The 20,753-nt window shown below is 47.6% G+C and carries 18 protein-coding genes; 6 read left to right on the top strand and 12 right to left on the bottom strand.

Annotated features, from left to right (window positions below):
• Positions 1-173: 173 nt before the first annotated feature.
• Positions 174-1,598 (top strand): amidohydrolase family protein, encoded by a 1,425-nt coding sequence (locus PPHA_RS03810; RefSeq protein ID WP_012507560.1) that lies wholly within the window; start codon positions 174-176, stop codon positions 1,596-1,598.
• On the opposite strand, the gene PPHA_RS03805 is transcribed toward PPHA_RS03810, so the two are convergent.
• Together PPHA_RS03805 and PPHA_RS03800 are read right to left on the bottom strand one after the other, a co-directional pair.
• Entirely contained in the window at positions 1,593-2,525 is a 933-nt protein-coding gene (locus PPHA_RS03805; RefSeq protein WP_012507559.1) for a class I SAM-dependent methyltransferase, read from the bottom strand. The genes PPHA_RS03810 and PPHA_RS03805 overlap by 6 nt on opposite strands.
• Positions 2,526-2,682: 157 nt before the next feature.
• On the bottom strand, positions 2,683-3,162 hold the full coding sequence (locus PPHA_RS03800) for an Lcl C-terminal domain-containing protein (protein WP_012507558.1): 480 nt from the start codon (positions 3,160-3,162) through the stop codon (positions 2,683-2,685).
• Positions 3,163-3,216: 54 nt separating this feature from the next.
• On the opposite strand from PPHA_RS03800, the gene PPHA_RS15870 reads away from it, so the two are divergent.
• A complete protein-coding gene (locus PPHA_RS15870) occupies positions 3,217-3,378 on the top strand; it encodes a hypothetical protein (protein ID WP_190274024.1) in 162 nt (53 codons plus the stop codon).
• Positions 3,379-3,512: 134 nt separating this feature from the next.
• Here the strand turns inward: PPHA_RS15870 and PPHA_RS03790 are convergent, their stop codons facing one another.
• The 5 genes from PPHA_RS03790 to PPHA_RS03775 all read right to left on the bottom strand — a co-directional run bounded on the left by PPHA_RS03790 (position 3,513) and on the right by PPHA_RS03775 (position 8,894).
• Positions 3,513-5,483 carry a MacB family efflux pump subunit gene (locus tag PPHA_RS03790; RefSeq protein WP_012507557.1) on the bottom strand — a complete coding sequence of 657 codons (1,971 nt, stop codon included), beginning with the start codon at positions 5,481-5,483 and terminating at the stop codon, positions 3,513-3,515.
• A complete protein-coding gene (locus PPHA_RS03785; RefSeq protein ID WP_012507556.1) occupies positions 5,480-6,448 on the bottom strand; it encodes an efflux RND transporter periplasmic adaptor subunit in 969 nt (322 codons plus the stop codon). The genes PPHA_RS03790 and PPHA_RS03785 overlap by 4 nt, the downstream gene beginning before the upstream one ends.
• Complete coding sequence (locus PPHA_RS03780; RefSeq protein WP_012507555.1) at positions 6,441-7,712, bottom strand: TolC family protein; 1,272 nt, start codon at positions 7,710-7,712, stop codon at positions 6,441-6,443. The genes PPHA_RS03785 and PPHA_RS03780 overlap by 8 nt, the downstream gene beginning before the upstream one ends.
• 232 nt (positions 7,713-7,944) lie before the next feature.
• Positions 7,945-8,112, bottom strand: coding sequence for a hypothetical protein (locus tag PPHA_RS15865; RefSeq protein ID WP_012507554.1), 168 nt, complete (start codon positions 8,110-8,112; stop codon positions 7,945-7,947).
• Between the two features lie 71 nt (positions 8,113-8,183).
• Entirely contained in the window at positions 8,184-8,894 is a 711-nt protein-coding gene (locus PPHA_RS03775) for a YXWGXW repeat-containing protein (protein WP_190274023.1), read from the bottom strand.
• A gap of 605 nt (positions 8,895-9,499) precedes the next feature.
• On the opposite strand from PPHA_RS03775, the gene PPHA_RS03770 reads away from it, so the two are divergent.
• Complete coding sequence (locus PPHA_RS03770) at positions 9,500-11,458, top strand: ABC-F family ATP-binding cassette domain-containing protein (RefSeq protein WP_012507551.1); 1,959 nt, start codon at positions 9,500-9,502, stop codon at positions 11,456-11,458.
• A gap of 7 nt (positions 11,459-11,465) precedes the next feature.
• Here PPHA_RS03770 and sugE read toward each other — a convergent pair whose 3' ends face one another.
• Positions 11,466-11,798, bottom strand: a complete 333-nt coding sequence (gene sugE / locus PPHA_RS03765; protein ID WP_012507550.1) for a quaternary ammonium compound efflux SMR transporter SugE — start codon at positions 11,796-11,798, stop codon at positions 11,466-11,468.
• A gap of 5 nt (positions 11,799-11,803) precedes the next feature.
• Complete coding sequence (locus PPHA_RS03760; protein WP_012507549.1) at positions 11,804-12,940, bottom strand: Gfo/Idh/MocA family protein; 1,137 nt, start codon at positions 12,938-12,940, stop codon at positions 11,804-11,806.
• A gap of 500 nt (positions 12,941-13,440) precedes the next feature.
• Between PPHA_RS03760 and PPHA_RS03755 the strand changes: the two genes are divergently transcribed.
• Positions 13,441-15,330 carry an autotransporter domain-containing protein gene (locus tag PPHA_RS03755; RefSeq protein ID WP_012507548.1) on the top strand — a complete coding sequence of 630 codons (1,890 nt, stop codon included), beginning with the start codon at positions 13,441-13,443 and terminating at the stop codon, positions 15,328-15,330.
• Positions 15,331-15,392: 62 nt separating this feature from the next.
• On the opposite strand, the gene PPHA_RS03750 is transcribed toward PPHA_RS03755, so the two are convergent.
• The 3 genes from PPHA_RS03750 to PPHA_RS03740 all read right to left on the bottom strand — a co-directional run bounded on the left by PPHA_RS03750 (position 15,393) and on the right by PPHA_RS03740 (position 19,107).
• Positions 15,393-16,910 (bottom strand): ATP-binding protein, encoded by a 1,518-nt coding sequence (locus PPHA_RS03750; protein ID WP_041526673.1) that lies wholly within the window; start codon positions 16,908-16,910, stop codon positions 15,393-15,395.
• Positions 16,911-17,104: 194 nt separating this feature from the next.
• Positions 17,105-18,415 (bottom strand): NAD(P)H-dependent oxidoreductase, encoded by a 1,311-nt coding sequence (locus PPHA_RS03745; protein ID WP_012507546.1) that lies wholly within the window; start codon positions 18,413-18,415, stop codon positions 17,105-17,107.
• 2 nt (positions 18,416-18,417) lie between these two features.
• A complete protein-coding gene (locus PPHA_RS03740; protein ID WP_012507545.1) occupies positions 18,418-19,107 on the bottom strand; it encodes a TetR/AcrR family transcriptional regulator in 690 nt (229 codons plus the stop codon).
• 416 nt (positions 19,108-19,523) lie between these two features.
• Between PPHA_RS03740 and PPHA_RS03735 the strand changes: the two genes are divergently transcribed.
• Positions 19,524-19,964: a PIN domain-containing protein gene (locus tag PPHA_RS03735; RefSeq protein WP_012507544.1), complete on the top strand. Its 441-nt coding sequence runs from the start codon at positions 19,524-19,526 to the stop codon at positions 19,962-19,964.
• The gene (locus PPHA_RS03730) at positions 19,961-20,164 is read left to right on the top strand and encodes a hypothetical protein (RefSeq protein WP_012507543.1); all 204 of its coding nucleotides are present in this window, start codon (positions 19,961-19,963) and stop codon (positions 20,162-20,164) included. The genes PPHA_RS03735 and PPHA_RS03730 overlap by 4 nt, the downstream gene beginning before the upstream one ends.
• The last annotated feature ends 589 nt before the right edge of the window (positions 20,165-20,753 follow it).

Genomic DNA, 20,753 nt, shown 5'->3' with positions numbered 1-20,753 from the left:
TCGATGCCTCAACACCTCTCCTCTCAAGGATTAAAGCACAACTGAAAAAAACAAGAGGCCTATGTATTTGTTACGTAATGATGTATCTTGCGTGATAAAGCACTCGCCTCTAACTCAAATCATCCGGATGATCCTCTCACGATCATTTCCGGAGAAAAAAAGGGAGTTTCATCATGATTATTAATCCCATTGATGTTCATTGTCACTTTTTCAATGTCAAGTTTGCATTCAGAGAGCTTCTTGAAATTGGCTGGCGCCAAGCAAAAGGGAACTACCCTTACCAAAGGGATGACATGCCCTTATCAAGGGAGAGAAGTGTATCAGAACCGGATCTTGACTCTTTGCTGAAATACGTTGCAAGGTTATTGGCAACAGCCCTCCAAAGCGCTGAGGATAATTATAAACTGGAACAGAAATGCTATAAAAAAGGGCTGTGGAATTATTCAGCTCCATTGATTACCGTTCCGCTCATGATGGATATATTTTTTATGCTTGATGACGGTTCTTCATTGAAGAACAGGACGTTGCCTGCCGGATTGCCCGAAGATGAAGAGAAAAGAGTTTTTGGAACAACACTCATTCCACAGGAGAGTCTGGATTCCTTTACCAGGTTAGCTATGAAATTAAAGGCTGATGTTATACAAACATTTGAAAAAGAACGGATACAGAGGGGCCTCACCGGCGCCCCAAAAAGAGAGCGTCTCGATCTTGTGTGGAAAGAGCTGGACGACGTGATCAGTGAGTTTCAACACCCGGAAATGGAAGAAAAACAGGATGTTTGCCGCACAATAGAGGGCGGAGTACAGATGACTCGCGGGTTCCGAAAACATCTGCTGGAGCTTCAGGAGCTGAAAAACAAAAATCATAAGACGGTGCTGCCATTCCTTGCTGTTGATCCCCGTCGGACCGGAATTGAAAAGTTGGTCAAGGAGCTGATACTCCCCGGAATTTTTAAAGGGATCAAATTATATCCCCCTTTGGGCTACCTGCCGACACACCCGGATCTTTACCCGATATACCAACTCTGTATTGAAAACGATATACCCGTTACAACCCATACCTCACCTGGCGGTATGAAAAATATGTGCAAACAACTCCAAACCAAAAGCAGAAAACAAGATGGAACGATTGATATCATAACAACTTCTGCTGATAACCCCGTAGAGCTCTTTGCTACGCCGAATAACTGGCGTGCCATATTGGAGAATAAAAAATACAGCAACCTAAGGCTCAATTTTGCCCATTTCGGCGGCTCCGAGGCTATACAGAAGTATGCGAATTTTCTGATAAAAGGAAAAAAGAGTGCTTTGATTTCTGCCAACTGGAGTTATCAGATCATTCAACTGATGATAGAATTCGAGAACGTCTATGCTGATTTTTCTTACTGCCCCGAAAAACAAACCATTGAAAACATCAATATCCTTATAGAGCACCATCCGATTCTCAAAACGCGACTGATGTTTGGCACTGACTTCGTCATGGTCATGAAGGAGGCCAGTATGGGTGGCCTTGAAAACTATTTCAGGAACTGTGCCGGGATGGGGTCTGCCATACATGCAGACAATGCGATGAAATTCCTTATGCAGAACGCTTCATGAAGGCTGGCATACATCTGGTTTAATGCCATCGAAGCGTACCGTAAGAATGCTCAAGGGCCATGGAGAGGTAATGGCGTGGTTTCTTTTGCCGGTTGCGATTTCAGCAATGATATCAAGTTCCAGTTCGCTGTAAAATTTTCGCGCTGAAATAAACCCGTCAAGGGTGAACGAAGCAATCCCCTGCATGGTGGCCATCAGGGGAACACCACCTGCAAGCAACATACTGCGATACCCGTCAATGCCAACAAAAGCTGTTTTCGTCTGTTTTGCCGACTGTGCTATCATGATGGCAAGTTGGCCGGGAGTAAAATGATGAATGCTCTGTGAGAGCACCATAAGATCAAATGAGCCAGAAGAGAACTCCGGCATCTCAAATGCATTGATAAGCCGAAACGTGACGGGTAGCTTTTTTTCTTCAGCCTGACGGTTGCCCTCCTCAATAAATATTGGCACAATATCAGAAGCGACAATTGAGAGTGGCAGATTTTTTCGCCGAGCCTCCTCAGCCAATGCCAACGACAGCCCACCCGATCCGCTTGCCAGTTCAAGAATCCTGATCTCCTGTTGTTTTCCTTGATCCGTTTCTTCAATAATCGAAAGAAGCATCTCGACGTATCTGGGATAGAGACGCAACATCTGGTTCTGACGGTCAAGTGCCCGCACAAGCTCCAGCTTTTCTCTCTCGGAGAGCTTTCTGTCATCCATGTGTTCACTCTCAGAGGTACGCATAACCCTGTCGAGCAGTTCCGTCAGAAAAGAAACTCCACTTAGCTCCCTCGATACCCGGAATCGTTCATCAAGAAACAGCGATAAAAAATAATCGGTTTTAGCCTCAAGTTCTTCCATACTCTGCCAGGAGGAGGGAAAAAGACCCGCAGAACGCAGGTTGTCAAGAGCTTTCAGGCCGGCTTTTTTCAATTGAAGCATCGCGATATCACCAAAAACAGATTATCACCAGAGAAGAAGGAGTGATCAAGTTACCTTATTTATCAATCAACCTTCAGTTCACTCTCCTTTTTTTAGCAGATATCTTTCCTGTAATAACCTCCGTCCATAAACCTGCAGCAGACAATGGCGTCACCTGTCAGAAAGCGCGCACGGCACGAACATGACTGCCGTTCGTCTTCCGGCCAACAAGCTGCTCCCCATTGGTAAAGTCCTGACCCCATCCGCTATTGGCATCGCTTTCAGAGGAACTCCAGTAATAGGTACCTGCAGTACCACCAACAACCGTTCTATTGAGATAAAGCTGGTTCAACTGCTCCTTGTTCGGTAAAAACCAGTCACAATAACCATCCACAAAAGCATTGGCTGCAATTTTTGCGTCATACCAGGAAAAAAAACCTGCCTCCTTACCGGAAGATTGTGACGTAACATCTGATTTTGCCGCAATAAGACCATGCTGACCGGTAGCGTCGATATAAAGAACAACTCCACCACCGTAACTGTCACCAATCTTCAGAGTGGCCGAAGAAGCTACCGCCGTAAGGGTAACCAGACTGAAGCTGACAAGCAGGAACATCATCCATGGATAGATCAGGCTGTTTTTTGCAATACGAATCATGATGGTTTTATTAAATCACTGATGAAGAACTTTTTCAGAAAAAGAAAATGGCTGATGGGAAATAAAACGCAGCAGCAGGAAAAGATAGTGCTGTTTTATGGCAATAGCAACTATCCAGAGGCTCAACCAATCAGAAAACCTTGGGGAGATCAGGCAAAATTCATCAAAAAAAAGGACAGCGAAGATGGAGTGGCATCCCTTCGCTGTCCAAAGTAAACAACCAGCCCAGCCTTAACCTATCAATCATCACGCATCACACACGAAAGACTCAGCCAGTTGTCGTCCATTAGCTTCGACGAGCTTTCCGGTAAAACCTTGCACAAAAAAAATCTTTTTTTTTATGCAACACACTATTCATAGCGAAGAGCTTCAAGCGGTTTAAGTTCTGCAGCTTTTCTGGCAGGCCAAAGACCAAAAAACATACCGATAACTGCAGAAAAAGTCGTTGCAAGCAGCACCGATATCAGGGATGTTTTTACCGCCCAGCCAGCAAAGAGGGAGAGAAGAAGTGATATACCAACACCGGCAAGAACCCCTATAAAGCCTCCGCTGATGGTCAAACCAACCGATTCGACCAGAAACTGCATCATGATATCTTTTTTTCTCGCCCCAATAGCTTTACGCAGACCAATCTCTCTGGTTCGTTCGGTTACGGAAACAAGCATAATATTCATAATCCCGATACCTCCCACAAGAAGCGAAATCGCCGCAATAGAACCGAGCAGGAGACTCATGGTCTGCGTTGTGCTGGTAAGCATCTTCTGTATTTCTGTCATATCCCTGATATTGAATGAATCATCGTCCGCTTTCAGCCGATGCCTTTTTCGAATCTGCTGACTGACAGCCGTTTTGGCCTGTTCAATCAGGGTGGGTGAAGCAACCTCAACAAAGATGCCGCTGAAATAATCCTTTCCAAGCACACGATACATGGCAGTTGTTACCGGTATGATCACCACATCATCTTCATCCTGTGGTCCTGAAAACCCTTTTGGCGGAGCAATACCGATAACCTTGAAATTAATACGGTTGATCTTGATCGTTTTGCCCAACGGATTACTGTTACCAAAAAGCTCCTTTACCACCGTCACGCCAATAATAGCAGATTTTTCACGTTTTTGCATCTCTTCAGGAGTAAACCACCTGCCGAGAACAGGTATCGCGGCACGCATGGTACCATAATCGAAGCCAACCCCGGTAAGGGTTGAACTCCAGTTTTTGTTGCCGTAAACTATCCGGGCGCTGCCATTGACAACTCCTGCAGCATTTTTAACCAGTGTGTGGAGTGAAGAGATGTCAGTTACATCGACAGCGGTAAACCGCGCAACGGCACCAGCCCCCTGTGCAGCACCACGGATCTTGGCCGATCCTCCTCTGATCGAAAGCATGTTCGAACCCATGGATTTCAACTGCTCCTGCATGGCAGCTTTTGCGCCTTCACCGAGCGCCATCATAGCGATCACCGAGGCAACCCCAACCAGAATACCGAGCACGGAGAGAAAAGAGCGCATCTTATTGGCAAGAATGGACTGAAATGCCTGCGCCATAAACCCGCTGAACCGGCCATCCTGCCATAGGGAAACCTTGGAGTCATGCAGCTCAAACCCGGCCTCTCCGGAAGATGCTTCTGATGGCTTAAATCCTGCCTTACGTTCATCGCTGATAATGAGCCCATCCTTCATGGTAATAACTCGACCTGCATAGGCCGCAATATCATTTTCATGCGTAACCATGATGACGGTTTTACCCTGTTCATGAAGAGCTTTAAAAATCTTCATGATTTCGGCAGAGTTTTTTGAATCAAGGTTTCCGGTAGGCTCGTCAGCAAAAATGATCAGCGGATCGCGAATCAGCGCCCTGGCTATCGCAACGCGCTGCTGCTCTCCGCCTGAAAGCTGGTTCGGCGTATGATCAACTCTCTCTTCAAGTCCAACCTGCCTGAGCCTCTCTATCGCTTCCTGATGAAAATCTCCTTTAAGTCCGCTGTAAATGTGGGGTAGACGTACATTCTCCAGAATGCTCATCCGCTTAAGCAGGTGAAACTGCTGAAAGACAAACCCGGCAACATTATTGCGCACACCAGCCTGATCATCTTCAGAGAGCGTGTTGACATTTTTTCCGAAAATCAGAGAATCCCCCTTGTCGGGGTTATCGAGGAGTCCGAGAATTTGAAGAAGCGATGATTTGCCTGATCCCGAAGCGCCCATAATGGCAACAAACTCACCCCTTTCAATAGTTACTGAAACACCACGTAACGCCTGAACGGTACTTTCGCCGATCTGGTAGGTGCGGTAAACATCAACAAGTTCAAGCATTGGTTTCATCTTCCCATCCTGGTGCGCTGAGGCATAAAAGGATTTGAGCCTCCTTTTTTTCCGGGAAGCACAAAGGATGTATCGGGCAGCAGCACAACAGAACCGTCGGAGAGACCATCCAGAATCTCAATCTTGCTCTCATCCTGCATCCCTGTCTGAACAGCTTTGTAGCGCACCTCACCTTCCTTTCGACGGCTCCGCTGCAGCACAACCGTTTTACCATTCCTGCTCTGTACAGCTCCGAGCGGAAGGAGCAATGCATTGCTTTTTTCCTGCACAATAATCCTGACATTGGCACTCATTCCGGAACGAAACACATCAGGAATCCGGTCAGGAACAACGTCGACATTATAGATATTCACATTATTCTGCAGATGCGACTCGTAATAGATATGATGAACAACCCCATTTACCCGGATTTCAGGATAGGCATCAAGCCCGATGACCGCCCGTTGCCCAACTTTTACCCGTCCAATATCGGTCTCATCAACGTAAGCCTTGACAAGAAGCCGATCTGAAAGAACGAAAAGCGAATCATTGGTTGTAACCGTCTGGCCGGGGTCAACGCTGCGCACAATCACCTGCCCTGTCATCGGCGCAATCACCGCAGTCTCTTTATAGACTTTCTGCCAGTAGCTCTGCTCACTTTTTCCCTGCAATTTGGCAGCATCAAGCAGCGCAGCCCGCTCGGTTGAACTGAGCATGGCAAGTACCTCTCCCTTCTTTACGAGCTGCCCCTCTTCTACAAGTATTGCTTCGATTCTCCCGCCAACTGAGGACTGGATTTTAACTCGGGTTTGTGGCTCAACGGCACCGGTTGTTGATACTGATGAACTGATGGCTCCTCGTGAAGGACGAACTTCTTCGAAGTTTTTTTTCTCACTCCTGTTGCTTGTGAAATACCAGAACCCGGTGGCTCCGAGCATCATGAGGGCAACCACAATGCCCCATACCAGTTTGTTGCGGCTAACCATCCAGTCCTTCTCCTTTTGCCTGAATCCATTGAGCCTCGGCGATCAGCAGATCTGCTCCGGCGTTAAGAAACTCTTTTTTTGCATTCACCAGGTTGTTTTCAATAATCACCCACTCGTTAAACATCAGAAGGCCATTCGAATATTGTGCGTTGGCAATGGTTGAGCGTTCCATGGCGGCATCAAGAAACTTTTTCTTCACCACAACCATCTGGCGTGCATCAAGAAAACTTTTCCAGCTCTGTTCAAGGTAGTCATAGAGTTGCAGATAGCCACTTTTTTCTTCGGCGTTGTGTTGGCTCACCACCGCCATGGCTTTTGCTACCTTAGCCTGTCCACTACCGCCCTCATAGATAGGCACGGAAACCGTCACTCCTGCATTCCAGTCCACGGCATCAAAAGGCAATCGGTCAACGGAACCACTTCCTATCGATGAAGTCAGGTAAAGTTGCGGCAAAAAAGCACTTTTTGCGACAGCAAGATCATATCGAGCTGCTTTGCTTTTGGTATCGAGCTGCTGGAAGAAGGGGTTATTTTTGGCAAGAAGGGCAAGATCAGGTTTGGCGGCTGAAAAATCAGTTGCCTGGAATGCGCCATGAACCTTGAGCGGTTGATGGTTGTCACGACCAAGCGCTGAAGCCAGGGTTGTCTGTGCAAACACCAATCCCCGTCTGGCTTGGGAGACTTCGAATTGCGCCTGGGCAAGATCGGCTTCAGCCTGGCGAAGTGAACCGATGTGCTCACGACCACCCTGATAGCGAAGATTGATCAGACGGACATTGTTCTGACGCCTCGCGGCGATTTCACCGGCAAGGCCGACAAGTTCCTGGGCTTTCAGTAACTGCGTAAAGGCTGAACGGAGGGCAAAACGAAGATCGGCGGAGACCACACGATAGTTGTATTGGGCGCCTTTGATCACCTCTTTGGTCTGGGAAACCTGGTTTGAGCTTTTATGCCCGTCATAAAGAAGCTGCTGCGCCGACAAGAAATAAGAGTATGATGAAGAGAAACTTCCCCCCTTTGCCGTCGTGCCACTCCCCTGTGAGCTCACACCAAAAGCGACCTGTGGGAGAAGTGAACCCCCCGCAATTTGCTTATCTGCTTCAGCCTGCTGCAGAATCGCCAAAGCTGAATAGAGATCAGGATGTGCATCCCGCGCTTCGCTGACACATTGCTGCCAGGTCAGCACCTCCTCCCCCTGCAACGGCAAAGCCAAAAAGGGAAGAAAAAACAGCAGAAGCAGAACCCGATATATTTTTAATCTCATGGTTCAAATAAACTGTCTATACTTTTGATAATCAATCGCCCTGAACAACACCTACCTCCCCTTTGACGATCTTTGCGCTGAAATCTTGTGTTTGATTTGACAATAATATTACTAAAATTGAGAACCTCCTGGTTGTTGCCCATGCAAAAACAGCAAAATGCCTCTTCTCTAAAATGAAAAGCAAAGAAGCCCCGACAAACCGCACGGAGCTTCACAAAATGCAATAAGTTGACTATTTGCCTGCCTCGACACCAGACTGGCTCGTTCCTGCCTGACTCACGACATAGCTGCTGTTTTTTGACGCATCCGGACTGTTGCTTCCCTGTATACTGCCTTTGTACGATGTAGAACAACCTGCCATAGCCACCATGGCCATAATTACCAATGCATAGATTTTCATAATAGACTCCCCTTTTGTTATTGAAAAAATTATTTACTCACCTTCATGCCTTGTCACGGGCAGAAAATCACTCAATGTCTCTTTCCACCATTATCCTCTCTCTCACTGTTCCTGCCATCCTTGCCATGCCCCTCCTGAGTTCGCTTGTTTTCATCACCCATTTTGTGCTGTTCCTGAACCCGATGATTCTCGGGAGCCCGCTTCGGCTGTTTCTGGATTCGGCGATGCTCCTGAACCCCATTGTGCTGTTCCTGAACCCGGCGATTCTCCTGAGCCCTGTTGTGCTGCTCCTCGATTCTGCGATTCTCCTGAGCCCTGTTCTTCTGCTCCTGGATACGCCGGTTGCTCGACTCATTACGCTGATTGAGTATTCTCCTCTTGTTGTCGTCAATGCGCTGATACCGGTTACTGTTATGGTCGGATCTGCGATACTCGATATCGCGGTACCGTCTGATATCCTCCCAACGGTGCCTTCTGATTTGATATGGAAGCCTGTTGTTCAGAATGAGCACCCATGGCCCACGATAATTCGTAGCACGATACCAGCGGTTGTTGCTATAGATGTAGTAAAAGCTCCCGTAATAGACGATATCATAAGGGTTGCCTATAGAAACCGAAAACCCCTGTGATCGCAGATAGATAAAATTCGGCGCAGAATTAATCACAAATGAGGGATGGATCCCCGTACTAATCTGAACACTCAGCGCCGCCTTGGCATCGGCAGCAGGAGTTCCAAGAAGCATGCCTGCGATGCCCGCAGCCAACCAGATTTGTTTTTTCATTATCTTTTTCCTGTTAACATGTTGTTTGGTGATGACCAGAGCATCACGCCGCTGCATTCTGGAATAATTCCGATCTCACCCTGTTGTTTCCGGATTTTACCAAGTGACTCACAAGCCCCTGTAACCCAGAGTTCCGCCGAACAGCATTGCAATGACCTCAAACATACCGCCGCTCCCTTTTTTACGAAACCGGACACCACTGCTGCAGTTCACCTTCTCCCCTTTACCCATGCAAGTACTCTAAAAAACAAAGTACCCAATCAAAAAGTTCAGTATGAAATAGAGAAGAATACTCTCTGTGCAAGATCCGGATAAAGAATACCCGGTACATGAATCGTTTCAAAGCCCATAAAGAGCTGATTCCTCCTTCAGAAACGAGCCGTGATTTTTTATATCGCCAATGCGTTGCACAGCTCGGCATATGCAGTCGTTTCAATCTGTTTCAGTGTAAAAGCGAAGAGAAATATATCTTTAACTATCAATAATTAAAACAATTAGCTTTTTGCATACGGGAAGCAGAGTATCCCGATAAAAATTGTATCTTTTCCACCGTGCTACAGAATTATTTCAATGATGTCGATTACTTATATCAAGGCCTTTTTATCATGCTTGAAGCCCGTAACCTCTCTCTCAGCGTCGGAACCAAAGAGCTCCTGACCGATACGTCATTCCGCATTGGCGACAAAGACCATGTCAGTCTTGTCGGTCTTAACGGAACAGGAAAAACCACCCTTTTGCGCCTTATCAGCGGACCATCAATCGATTCAGCCCTCATCACCACCGGCCATTTCATGAAATCGGCTGATACCACCATCGGTTATCTTCCACAGGAGATCTCCTTCGATGCCGATCTGGAAAAAACCGCACTGCAATATGCCCTTCAGGCCAACGCAAGGCTCGCTGAACTGGCCAATAAAATAACCCGCATGGAGCACGAGCTTGCCCTGCCCGAACAGGATTACGAAAGCGAGTCATACCACCAGCTTATCGAGCGCTTTTCCGATGCCATGCACGAATTTGACCATCTCGGCGGCTACACCATGCAGTCCAATGCCGAAAAGGTGCTCGCCGGTCTCGGATTCAGCGAAATAGATTTTCACAAAAAAGTAAAGGCTTTTTCCGGCGGATGGCAGATGCGCCTGCACCTCACCAAACTGCTGCTGCAGAACCCGACCCTGCTGCTGCTTGATGAGCCGACCAACCACCTCGACATCGACTCACTCCGATGGCTTGAAAATTATCTCCTCAACTACGAGCACAGTTATATCATCGTCTCGCACGACCGTTTCTTCCTCGACAAACTGACCACCAAAACCCTTGAAATCGCCTTTGAGCGCATCAACGAATACAAGGGAAACTATTCCTACTACGAAAAGGAGAAGGCTGAGCGCTATGAGCTGATGATGGGCCAATACACCAATGACCTGAAAAAAATGGCGGAGCTGAAGGCCTTTGTTGACCGCTTCCGCTACAAGGCCACAAAAGCACGCCAGGCACAGAGCCGCCTCAAGCAGATGGAGAAGATGGAGAAAAACATGTTCACCCCTGAAGAGGATAACGCACGCATCTCCTTCCGATTTCCGAAAGCCAACCCTTCAGGACGCGAAGTCATGCGGCTCCAGGGAGTCAAAAAAGCATACCTGCTGCCTGATGGCACAAAAAAACAGGTACTCAACAGCATCGATCTGGAAGTGATGCGCGGCGACCGGATTGCCATTGTCGGCTCAAACGGAGCAGGAAAAACCACCTTCTGCAAAATCCTTGCGGGAGAGATCGACTTCGAAGGCAAACTGACCATGGGGCACAACGTTACCCTCAACTACTTTGCCCAGCACCAGACCGAAAACCTCTCGCAGGATAAAAGCGTCTATATGGAGATGATGGACTCCGCCCCCTCATCCGAAGCACAGAAAAGAGTGCGCGACATTCTCGGCTGTTTTCTTTTCAGCGGAGACGCGGTCAATAAAAAAATCCGGGTACTCTCGGGAGGAGAAAAATCGAGGGTGGCTCTGGCAAAAATCCTGCTTCAGGCCTCCAACCTGCTGATCATGGATGAACCAACCAACCATCTCGACATGCGATCAAAAGAGATGCTGATCGACTCGCTTGAATACTATGATGGCACCCTCCTCATTGTCAGCCACGACCGCTACTTCCTCGACAGCTTGGTCAACAAGGTCGTTGAAATAAAAAACGGTTCGCTGCAGCTCCACCTCGGCACCTATGCCGAATACCTTGAAACCGCTGAAAAAGTGATCGAAGCCGAGCGCAAACAGGAGGCCGCACAGAAGCAAAAAAGCCAGGCCGCGCCAGCAAAAGCAACCGAAAAGGAGAACGAGCAGGCGAAAAAGAGCGCAGCCGCCAAAAAAGACAAAAAAAGAATGGACGAGGTCGAACAGAAAATCAATCGTCTGGAGCAAAAGAAAGAGTCGATTGAAACCCTCATGGCAAACGAAGACTTCTATAAAAAAAGTCAGGAAGAGACCAACAAAACTCTTGAAGGCTACCATGCACTCTGCAAAGAGCTGAACACCCTTTTTGCCGAATGGGAGGCCGGGTCGTAAGAAGCATTCACTTCATGCCACCGGAAAATATCTTCAGCCCTATAACACCGCTGAGAATCAGCAGCAGACAGAGAATGCGGGCGATATCCCGGGGTTCGTCAAGAAAAAGCATACCAACAATTGCAACTCCGGTGGCGCCAATTCCGGTCCAGACAGCATAGGCCGTACCGACCGGAATCGTTTTCATGGCAAGAGAGAGCAACCAGAAACTTGCTATCATGGCCGAAGCCGTCAGAAGTGAGGGTATAGGGCGGGAAAAACCTTCGGTATATTTTATACCCACAGCCCAGCCGCACTCAAGACAACCGGCAATAATCAGGAATATCCAGGAGATCGACATCGGAGTTAAATTTTAATCCAGCGTTGAAGCTTATCGGATTTCCTGGCTGCCTGCAGCACTTTCTGAATCATAAGGCCATCAGGAAAACCCGCAGCATCATGCGGCCCCTTCTCCTTGTTTTTAAGCGCCTTGACTATCCGGTGGGCAAGAAAGGCAAAACCAACAGCGAAAATACCATGAACAGCGAGTGATGATTGCCGGATTTTTTCCTGCAAAACAAGCTCATCCCACGACAACATCGGTTCAATCAGCTTCCATCGGGGAGCATCAATAAGGCTGCGCCCCACTTTTGCTTCATCATTGGCAACTTCCCACAACCGTCCAGCTCCATCAAGTCTGATCGTTTTAAGACTACCGACCACTTCAAACGAAAACCAGGTATAAGCTCCTACAGTGGTAACGTGCATCAAAGAGGAGCTTCCGAGGGCAACCGATGAGGGTCCAAACTTCATCATCATGGCAAAATGGTCATCCGATGTGACCGCACATGGCTTCCCCGCCTTGTCGGGCCGAAAAGGAATACTCGTTGCAAGAGTGCACGAAACCTTCGAAATTTCGCCAATGAGGAATCGGTTCATGTCAATGAGATGAGAGCCGATAGCGCCAAGGGCTCCCCCGCCCTTTTCAGCATCACACCACCAAGACCAGGGCATATCAGGCCGATTACGGGAAGCAAGATTCACGACCGCACGCACCTCGTACACTTTGCCAATTTCGCCACCATCAATCATCTGTTTCATGCAGCGAACTGCAGGATGAAAGCGGAGCTGATGATCAATGAGCGCAAAACCGGGAGCTTTGGAGGCAACATCCACCATATCGGCAGCATCAGCAAAATTGAGCGCAAAGGGTTTTTCACAGAGCACACTTTTGCCACTCTGGAGTACTCCGGTCACCATCTCCCTGTGCAGATAAGTCGGCGTCGTAACGCAGACCAGATCAAGATTGCAGTGCAACATCTCCTGCCAATCGGCGAAACCCTTACTGATATCGAACATCTTCATGAACTTCTGGCGATGCTCTGCAGTCGGACTTGCCACAGCCGAGAGTTCCACATTCTCCATCAGTGAAAACGCAGGAGCTTGCGCTACCCGAGCCCAACCACTTCCAATAAAACCTATTTTTATAATATCTTGCGCCATTACATCCGACTCTCTTTATATCATTATAAGCTTTTATAAAAAAAAGGGCTTTGAGTAAAAAAAAATCACTTCACGAATCAAAAAAAATTCCACCCGTGACAGAAGCGAGACTTTCGAACACTACCAACATCGACGCAGCTTGCCCGCTCCGGAGCCGCTCTTAAAAATTAAGGTAAGGAAAGTATTGCACTTCTCTGGTATAAGGCGAATATTTTATCTCCTCTTAAAAAATGCCCTTCTGCATATTGACGGTTGATTCAACTTATACCGGAGAAAGCTGCAAGGCCAGGCAGATTGGGCTAAAATATGAGCACACCCCTAAACATGTACCATAAAAATTCACTTGTAAACGATACGTTTCTTTCCCCATTTTCGATAAATTGGAAGTACTTGAAAAAGGCTCATTCGGAACAAAAAAATCAAACATGAAAATGAAGTCAGCTCAACGGAACAATCCAGAGTTCCTTTTGGAACATTCGGCGAAATTTTTCAAGAAAGGCATGAGCCATCGAAATTTCGTCACGCTTTTCCGCCGCCATTTTTTGCCAGGGAAGCTTCGATACGCCTTGATGACCGCACTCGCCCTGAGCGCCGCACCTTTGGCTTGCGCTGATGCCCGGCCATTTTCCTCGATTGTTGCTTTCGGCGATAGCTATGCCGATAAAGGCAACATTCAGAATATCATGGCGACGATCCCTGCCTACGCAAGTGAACTCGCTTATATCAACACGATCTATCCGACAGGAAGGTTCAGCGGTGGAACCAATTATATCGACACATTGGTAAGCCTTTATGGCATTGCTCAGGACAATTATGCCCTCGGTGGTGCGCAGACCGGAACAACTAATGAATTTCCTGGTCTGCCGGGCTTCACCAGTGAGTGGCAAGGTTTTCTGGCTTCCGGTGATGTCATTGAGCCGAATGCGTTGGTGACTCTCAACATCGGTGGCAATGACGCACGCGTTTATTATAAAAACGACGGCTCAATGGCAGGCGTCCCATCTGCCGCTACTGCTTCGGCAGACAACGCGATAACCGGAATCAACGCACTTGTCGGAGCGGGCGCAAAAACGCTTGTTTTCACCGCTGGCGATGTCTCTGGCCTCCCCGAGGCAGCAACCCACCCCGGTTCGGCGGTCGCCGTTGGGTCGGCCTACAGCCAGACCTATAATAACCTGATGCAGCAACATCTGTCGATAGTGGCAGCCTCAGGCGTTCGGGTCGAATATGTCGACCTTGCCATGATCGAATCGAACGTTGTGGCCAATCCGTCGCTTTACGGACTGCAATACGCAACGGCTGCTCCGACATCCAACATGGGTGATCCAGCCCTGATAAACCAATATTTTTTCTACCTCGATAAGGTGCATCTGACTTCGGCCGGCTTTACCATTGTGGCAGAATACATTGCCAATCGCCTCAACGCCCCTGAGACATTCCCCGCAACCTGCGAGCTTGGGTTGAGTGCAGCGGACGCCTTTGTCGACACCATGTTCGGCCAACTTGATCTGTTCAACGTTACGACCGCGAAAAACTCCGCCACCCCAGGAATCGGGTCAAACTCATGGTCCCTCTTCGTGCAGGGCAATGGCGTTGTATCCAATCGTTCCTCCAGCGACAATTCGCAAGGGTATCATTCGGATGACCTCGGCACAACGCTCGGCATAGAGTATCGCCCGACCTCCGAGACCATGGTTGCCACGGCCTATCGTTTTGCAAATCCCTCTCTGAACCTGAGCCAGAATGACGGAACCACCAGCGCAGAGGTCAACCAGCTTGGACTCTATGGTACCTATACACAGAAAAACCTCTTCCTTCAGAGCCTGCTCGCTTACGGTTGGCTGAATTATTCCAACAGCCGTTCCGGCGTTGTCAGTACCATCACCGCCAAGCCGGACGGTGAAACGTTCGCTGCGGCATTGAAAGGTGGCTATCTTTTTGACGTCGCCCCGTCATTGCGGCTCGGCCCAATTGCAGGACTCACCTATGTTCAGGCACATATTGACGGTTATAGCGAAAATGGCGATCCAGCTCTCACGCTCAATCTGTACGAACAAACTGCCAAAACCGTACTCGGTAGTGTAGGTGCACAGGCTCGCTGTGCTTTCGACCTGGGAAGCACGAAGCTCGACTCCTATCTGAACGTCACCGTTGAAAACAATTTCGAAGGCTCAGACCGTATCATCCAATACAGCGCCACCTCTGCGCCGCTGATCGTCAATTCATGGACAACGACAGGCGCATCGAACCACGCTTTCGTCCGCCTCTCTGCTGGCGCCGATGCCGATCTGACAAGCGCCATCTCCGTCATGCTGAACCTGTCGCAGACAATCGGGCAACCGGGAGGAAATGACTTTTTCTACACGGCTGGCCTGAAATACTCATTCTGACCTGATCTTTTTCGCAACCTGGCTGCCAGGTTGCGAGATTGTAAAAATATTTTTTGCAAGCTTTACAACTTCTCCCACTCAAACCGGCTGATATTTCTTGCCTTCGGGTCAAAGACGATGCCAATCAAATACCGTTCACCACTATATTTATCGTAATACTTCATCCTCTTGATCTGCTCAAGCGGCTCCCCGTCGGTCACCTTGAATTCAAAGAGAAAGGTTCTCCCCCCGGCCTTCAAGGTCAGATCAATTCTGCCTTTGTTACTGACGTCCTCGGCGATAATCTCCACCCCGATACTGGCAAAACAGGCATAGAGCACACTGGCATAAAAGCCCTCATAACGCTCAATGTCATTGTTGGTGAAATTATTGTAGGCAATACTGGCAAAAAGGCGCTTGATAACTGGCTCCAAACGTTCAACCTCTCCGGCCTCAATAAGATCAAGCAGCTCACTACGGATCAGCTCTTTTTGTGAACCGCTGGTCATCGATTGCAAAATATACTCGTTGAAACTGATCTGCACCTCCTTGTTGGGAAACCCCAACTCGTATCGAACTCCCATGCCCGATGGTATCAGCCGCTTGATGGTCAAGTAGCCAGTCTGAAACAGAATGGTCTCAAGATCAAGATTTTCAATATCAAAGCTGTTGACCAGCCGCTTGTTAACGTTGATGTTTAAAAAACCAGGGAGAAAATAGCTGTTCTTTTTAATCAGCTCAACCAAAAAACGCGGCGTACCGGTTTCAAACCAGTAATTGTCGAACACATAATGGTTTTTGATGAAGAGCAGGATATCGAAAGGATTATAGACCCTGTCACCCAAAAAGTTATAACCATTGTACCACCGTTTGACCTGCTCCATATCCACCCCCTCAAGATATGGCGCAAAAGAGCTCTCCAGATCAAGCTGGGTGTACCCGCAAACATTGCCATAATCAGGGTTCAGGCTGATATCTTCAAGATTGTTCAGCCCACTGAAGAGCGACACTTTGGAGAATTTGCTCACCCCCGTGAGAAATGCGAAGCGCAGATACTCGTCGCTCTCCTTGATTTTTGTGTAAAAATCACGCATCCCATCCCGAATGACCAGAGCTTCTGGAATGTTCTCAATATTGTCCAGAATCGGTTTATCATACTCATCAATCAGGATGACCACCTTTTGATGATACTTTTGAGAGGCCTTTTTGATAAGCTCTGCAAAACACTGGTTGGGATCCTCTTTTTCCGCGCAAGTAATATCAAGCCTCTCCTGATTATCATTCAGGATATAGAAGAGGTTTTTGCGAAGGGTTTCCCGGCTGTATACTCCACCACTGAAGCTGATTTTGATGACTGGATATGTCACCTCCCAGTTCCATTGCTCCTCAATCAGCAGCCCCCGAAAAAGCTCCCGTTTCCCCTCAAAAATATTTTTCAGCGTATCAAGAAAGAGGCTTTTGCCGAAACGCCGGGGCCGCGACAGAAAGACATATTTAAAGCTCTCAATCAGGTTACGGGCAATCTCTGTCTTATCGATATAGAGATAATCCTCATGAATAATTTCACTGAAGGTCTGTATCCCTACTGGCAGCTTTTTCATCATCAACATATATATTATAACATTAGCCCATATCAGGTATCCTCCCCAATGCAACTCCACACTTTTTTTACAACGAGAAGAAAGATAAAGCTTTTTGACCGAAAAACGGGCTGTTACACCGGGGGTAGCGAACAGCGCTCTCTCTCGGTTCAGCCACAGAGCCTCTCGCCAGTTATCGAAACCGACCTGCATACTCATCCCGGCGTCACTTTCTGATACGGTCTTGCCTTCAGCAGCTTTTGCGTCCCATTTTTTCTTGCCTTCATCGTCCAGCCAATAGTTCCACCTAACTTGTACATCCATACTGGTATCACTGGCTTGGCCAGCAACTCACGACTCTTGTCAGAAACCGGTTGACCATCGGCCAGCTCCCCTGCTGCTCTCTCCAGTGCCTGCCGGAGTGATCTGCCCTGTCCACCAAGTTGCTGAAGTGGCTGAGCGTGAACCATCCCCTCGCCTGCTCCAAGTGGCAGCCCCCCCATCCACTCAAATCCGGCAGATCGGGCAAACTCAGCACAAACTGCAATGGCATTGGCATTCTGGGAGGCCTCGGGAAAACCACAATTGACAATCGCAGTAAAACGTGTTGTCTTCAATTTTTTCCTGCAATGCGTCACAACATGTTCGAAAACCGAAATAACCGGCGCCGGAAGAGTATCCACATAGAGCGGAAAGGCAAGAACAATCAGATCCACACGATCAATGGCATCCCGAAGCGCATCCATGCGAGCGGCGGTATTGATAGCCTTGTAAAGATAGATCGTTTCGGTTTCAACACCCTGCTGCTGCAACTGCTCAAAAAGATAGGAGCCCAGTGATGAAGAGCTGCTCTTCTCCAGGCGCGGACTACCAACCAGCAGAAGCGCCCGCTGAACCGGAGTTGCGGGAGCTAATGAACAGGTGATCGTCGGCAGCGTTGCATCTCTATCCGACTCCCGACGAACCACCTTTTCAAACAAACGATCAAGCTGCTCTTTGGTCACACGCTCCGATTGAGTCCCGTAGAGGATACCGCACACATGCGACTTTGCGTAGAAGTTGATGGAGTTTCGCCAGGCCAGATTCCGGAAAACAGATTCGGCCTCTGCATCCGGTTCCTCCAGCCAGCCAATGATAAGAATATCCGGATAGTTGTCATACCGTTTCTGGTGATGAATCTCCCCGTCAATAGTGGTAAAAAATGGCAAGGTGTTCTGTATCTGATGATCCACTATTTTCTTGAGCGTCGAGGAGTAACCACCAAACGTAATCGGTGAAAGAAAAATAACAAGGTCACTTTCAAGGTACTTTCTCGATATCTCCTGATGCTCATCAGCCACATGGCACTTGCCGGGGCTTTTCAGCCAGCAGAAAAAATCACCCATGCAGTTGCCGATTTTTTTGTCGCGCAGCACAACCACTTCTGCAGCCCAGCCTCGGGCAACAGCGGCTGATTGCAAAGTTGCAGCCGAATAAGTGCCAACCCTGTCGCCTGCCAGCGACCCGTCAAGAATCAAGGTTTTCATCGTTACTCCTCTATAAATTGTTTGGCAATAGATTGTAATTCAAAGTGATAAAGCCCCTCTCCGTCAACCCCGAATGGTGGAAGGCGACCGCCAATTTCAAGCGACACCAGCCCATGGACACGACTCCAGACAATCAGGGCAACACCATGCGAGAGAAAATGATACCTGCTGGTACAGGTTTTCATGGCCGAAAGCTGCGCCTCATACCCAGGCGGTATTGCCGGAAAGTCTTCGCTCTTCAGCTTGCCAGCAACACGAAAATCCTCAATCACACTGACCAGTGCACTGATGGAGCGTATTGCTGATGGTATAATCTCCTGCTGTTGCTGTTCGTAACCGGGAATAGGAGTGCCAAAAATAAGCTGGTAGCGCTGGGGATAACGCAGAGCCCAATCACGATAAGCGAGACCAATCGCCCGGAAACGTTCAAGGAGCTGCTCTGGCGGAAAGCTGTCGCGTGCCTTGAGCTGCACATCACCAAATGAGGTAAAAGCATCAATGGTGAGCGCAGTCACCAATGCATCACGATCCGGGAAGTAGTTGTAAATAGCCGGTGCCGTAATGCTCAAAGCACGGGCAATAGCACGCAACGAAAGGGCTGGCGCACCAAACTCCGCAATCAGCCGCCACGCGCTCTCTTTTATTGCCTCCTGAAGATGTGGAATCTGCTCTTTTTTAACTGGTCTTGCCATGGTGATAATCTGATTAATTTTACAGTGTAAATATACAATGTAAAATTAATTCATGCAAGAGGGGTGATCCTTGTTTTTCAGGATTTTTGAATTGGCAGGATTTTTTGGCTCCGGAGCTTGATTTGCTTGATGAGCGAGGGGCTTGATTACTGACTCACCACCTCTTTTGCCTTCTCGCTTTATGATGATGAGCTGCAAAGCCAGGCAAAAGCATCGTGCGCCGCTACTCCGGGCGCGATCGGTTGCAAGTTCAGAACGACTGGTGAGAGCGAAGACGACACTCCGTGTTCACGGAAATATTGTCAGAAAACTGTATTATTTCTTATGTTATGCGTAGCGTTGGTTTTATTATTAGCGCTTGGCAGCTTGACACACTGGATTTCCAAATATGAGTTTGTTAACAAAAGCAAAATAAAGTGAGAGTATATCTTGATAATTGCTGTTTCAACAGACCCTTTGATGACCAGTCATTGTTAAGCGTACGACTGGAAACAGAAGCAAAGTTAGGTATTCAGGAGCAAATAAAATCAGGACGTTTTTCGTTGGGGTGGTCTTACATTCTTGATTTTGAAAATAATGCTAATCCTTTCCCTGAAAAAAGGATTGAAATTCAACGATGGAAAGATGTGGCTGATTTATTTGTTAATGAAACAGAGGAGATTCTGCAGAAAATGAATGAGCTGACAGCTATCGGATTAAAATCTCTTGATGCTTTACATGTTGCATGTGCTTGTTCATTACAATGCCAATATTTTTTAACGGTAGATAAAGGGCTTTTAAAGAAAACAAAAGAATACCCGGAGATAAAGATAATAAATCCTGTAAATTTTATTATTGAATGGGATACTAAACAATGAGAACTGATTCTGAAATAAAGCTGGCGGGTTTTGAGGTATTAAATCATAACCTTGGGATGGTTGAAAGTGAAAAATTTATCGCTCTTATTCAGAGAGAAAAATTCGATTATACAAAATGGAGAAAAAATCTTTTTGAGGGATTGAGTGGAGATGAGATAAGTGAAAAAGCTATGGAATTTCAAAAAACATTAAAAAAATAAGTGAAAAAGCCCAACCAGCCGGTTAAGCGGACTCCCCCTGACAGGCAACTACTGTTTCATTGTTTATCCATAGATGTTGTTGCTACGCTGATTCCGCCTCTTGCCTCTCTCCTGCCCCACAGCAAGATCATGAACTTTCCGCTTTCACATAGCGCTGAAAAAAGCATGACTGAACATGCTGAGGGCGCATTGTCTGGATTCTATTTTGGCGTCGGTACATTAACCGTTAGGGCCATCAAGTATCAATTCTCTGGTTGACGAGGGGTAAGGGAGCCAACCCAAGCTCATGAAGAAACTCGTTGTGTTTGTTGGTAGCGTTTACAATTCGCTCCATTATATTTATTTGATGAGGTTAGTTGAATTTTTTCCAGAAGTCTTGAAGGCTTATTACGCCAGAAAGAACCTGAAAGGAGGAAGTGTTCTTAAGCTTGGACGGCTTTGGTAATGATTACCGAATGACTTTTGGCCGAGAGCTTATTTCCACAATAACTTTAATCCATGTGGAACAAATTTTGCAAATTCGGATTCTTTGCTGATCACTGTGTATTTTCTGGATATAGATAGACCAAATGAATGTATGGGTATCCAG

The organism is Pelodictyon phaeoclathratiforme BU-1 (genome assembly GCF_000020645.1).
Lineage (GTDB): Bacteria > Bacteroidota > Chlorobiia > Chlorobiales > Chlorobiaceae > Chlorobium > Chlorobium phaeoclathratiforme.
This window is presented reverse-complemented; position numbering and strand designations above follow the sequence as displayed.

Bases quoted from the DNA above. Each gene is read 5' to 3' on its own strand.
- PPHA_RS03810 (WP_012507560.1), top strand. From the start codon at position 174: ATGATTATTAATCCCATTGATGTTCATTGTCACTTTTTCAATGTCAAG.
- PPHA_RS03805 (WP_012507559.1), bottom strand. From the start codon at position 2,525: ATGCTTCAATTGAAAAAAGCCGGCCTGAAAGCTCTTGACAACCTGCGT.
- PPHA_RS03800 (WP_012507558.1), bottom strand. From the start codon at position 3,162: ATGATTCGTATTGCAAAAAACAGCCTGATCTATCCATGGATGATGTTC.
- PPHA_RS15870 (WP_190274024.1), top strand. From the start codon at position 3,217: ATGGGAAATAAAACGCAGCAGCAGGAAAAGATAGTGCTGTTTTATGGC.
- PPHA_RS03790 (WP_012507557.1), bottom strand. From the start codon at position 5,483: ATGAAACCAATGCTTGAACTTGTTGATGTTTACCGCACCTACCAGATC.
- PPHA_RS03785 (WP_012507556.1), bottom strand. From the start codon at position 6,448: ATGGTTAGCCGCAACAAACTGGTATGGGGCATTGTGGTTGCCCTCATG.
- PPHA_RS03780 (WP_012507555.1), bottom strand. From the start codon at position 7,712: ATGAGATTAAAAATATATCGGGTTCTGCTTCTGCTGTTTTTTCTTCCC.
- PPHA_RS15865 (WP_012507554.1), bottom strand. From the start codon at position 8,112: ATGAAAATCTATGCATTGGTAATTATGGCCATGGTGGCTATGGCAGGT.
- PPHA_RS03775 (WP_190274023.1), bottom strand. From the start codon at position 8,894: ATGAAAAAACAAATCTGGTTGGCTGCGGGCATCGCAGGCATGCTTCTT.
- PPHA_RS03770 (WP_012507551.1), top strand. From the start codon at position 9,500: ATGCTTGAAGCCCGTAACCTCTCTCTCAGCGTCGGAACCAAAGAGCTC.
- sugE (WP_012507550.1), bottom strand. From the start codon at position 11,798: ATGTCGATCTCCTGGATATTCCTGATTATTGCCGGTTGTCTTGAGTGC.
- PPHA_RS03760 (WP_012507549.1), bottom strand. From the start codon at position 12,940: ATGGCGCAAGATATTATAAAAATAGGTTTTATTGGAAGTGGTTGGGCT.
- PPHA_RS03755 (WP_012507548.1), top strand. From the start codon at position 13,441: ATGAGCCATCGAAATTTCGTCACGCTTTTCCGCCGCCATTTTTTGCCA.
- PPHA_RS03750 (WP_041526673.1), bottom strand. From the start codon at position 16,910: ATGAAAAAGCTGCCAGTAGGGATACAGACCTTCAGTGAAATTATTCAT.
- PPHA_RS03745 (WP_012507546.1), bottom strand. From the start codon at position 18,415: ATGAAAACCTTGATTCTTGACGGGTCGCTGGCAGGCGACAGGGTTGGC.
- PPHA_RS03740 (WP_012507545.1), bottom strand. From the start codon at position 19,107: ATGGCAAGACCAGTTAAAAAAGAGCAGATTCCACATCTTCAGGAGGCA.
- PPHA_RS03730 (WP_012507543.1), top strand. From the start codon at position 19,961: ATGAGAACTGATTCTGAAATAAAGCTGGCGGGTTTTGAGGTATTAAAT.